This window comes from Anaerotruncus sp. 1XD42-93, from assembly GCF_009917605.1.
In the GTDB taxonomy this organism is placed as follows: domain Bacteria; phylum Bacillota; class Clostridia; order Oscillospirales; family Ruminococcaceae; genus Anaerotruncus.
The window spans coordinates 1-1,340 of record NZ_QZEG01000174.1 but is presented as its reverse complement, the minus strand read 5'-3'; the positions used below and the strand labels follow the sequence as shown (position 1 = coordinate 1,340).

General features: G+C 47.9%; 2 protein-coding genes and 1 pseudogene. All 3 read right to left on the bottom strand.

Going from position 1 to position 1,340, the window contains the following annotated elements; genetic code table 11:
* A pseudogene (locus D5269_RS17835) lies at positions 1–515 on the bottom strand (hypothetical protein); the annotation flags it as partial.
* 285 nt (positions 516–800) lie between these two features.
* Positions 801–1,013, bottom strand: a complete 213-nt coding sequence (locus D5269_RS17830) for a hypothetical protein (RefSeq protein ID WP_166545245.1) — start codon at positions 1,011–1,013, stop codon at positions 801–803.
* A 19-nt stretch (positions 1,014–1,032) separates the two neighbouring features.
* Positions 1,033–1,245 (bottom strand): hypothetical protein, encoded by a 213-nt coding sequence (locus D5269_RS17825; protein WP_120487587.1) that lies wholly within the window; start codon positions 1,243–1,245, stop codon positions 1,033–1,035.
* Between the last annotated feature and the right edge of the window lie 95 nt (positions 1,246–1,340).

Below are 1,340 nucleotides of genomic sequence, written 5' to 3'. Positions count from 1 at the left end.
TTGCCTTTGGTGATGTACTTGGTTACATACTTGACGATTGCAGAGCGTCCGTCCAGCTTTATGACGGTACTAAAGCCGTACTTCCAGCCCAAAAGGTTATAGATGGTTTGTCCGTTTTTGGTCTTTTTGCCGCTGTCCGAAAGTTTAAGGGTGTTCGCATTAGCGAGCATGTGAAAATGGATTGCACGTTCGGTTTGTCCGGGTTCCGGCTTGTGGTATTCGGGAAACAGGATGTAGTCCATCTGGTGCCGCTGTACCATGTTGGAGAGCCAGACCCGTAATTTTTTGTAAATCTTTTCGGGGTCGTACCGGTCGATTTTAGTTTTGTCCAGTGTCAGGGTGATGAAGTATTGGAACTCGTTGCAAAGCCCGATTTCAAACGCTTTGTCGATCGCCCGTTTCATGTTGTCATAGCGTATCCGTTTTTCTTCGGGTTCTTTCATCATGGTAATCGGGACAAACTTGTTTTCAAACGGCGACCAGATGGTCTTTCCTTCCACAAATTTATATGCCATTTCGCCTGTCTCCGGGTCGTATTCTTTCAATGATTCCTGATGCTTTGGCTCGGTTCCCTGCTTTTCTGCTTTCAAAGGGTTGAAAATTGGTTTTGAAAAGCAGGTGATCTTGATTTGATTGTTAGGGAAGTACCGGACTTTGCAGTTGTATTTAACTTCATAGTCCAGAACGGGGGCCGCTATGCAATCACTGAAAAGTGATGACATTATGAGGTAACAATCAAGTAGCGCCCCCTACGGGGGCGGCCTCCCGGACAATGGAAGCCACCCGCCGCAGGCAGGGGGCTAATCCATAATCCTTGCGGTGAACCGACCGTCACGGTTCACCACGAGGTCGAGGTGGACAACTTCACCTGTGGAGCGTTCTTTGGTGGAATAAATGCTTCCAACCGCACCAGTGCTGTCGGCGCAGAACACCTTCCACATGATTTTGTCGGGTTCACCGTCTTTGCCCTTGAATACGGTTTTCTGGACGCTAAGAATGGTTGTTTCGATCATGTTAGAATTCCTCCTGTTTTCATTTTGTTTGGGTTTTGAGATTCTTCTGGGCTTGTTTGGCAAACAGATCACCCGCTTTCACAAACCAGTTTCCGGGGTGGTAAGACCATTTCCCGGAATTATCCTGACAGAAGAAATATGGGGTACCATCCCGATAAACAATTCGCCCATCATAGATTTCACCTGCTGTGAGCCTGCCGCGCTTGTTGCGTGAACAGACATAGCCAATCATGGTTTATCACCTCCGGCATGGTTCGTTTGATAAAACTGCCCGGCGCGGACATCGGCTAAAACTCTGGGCTATATGTAATATTCATGCGCCGGGCT

Excerpts from the sequence above, each read along its gene's own strand:
- D5269_RS17830 (WP_166545245.1), bottom strand. The coding sequence starts at position 1,013 with ATGATCGAAACAACCATTCTTAGCGTCCAGAAAACCGTATTCAAGGGC.
- D5269_RS17825 (WP_120487587.1), bottom strand. The coding sequence starts at position 1,245 with ATGATTGGCTATGTCTGTTCACGCAACAAGCGCGGCAGGCTCACAGCA.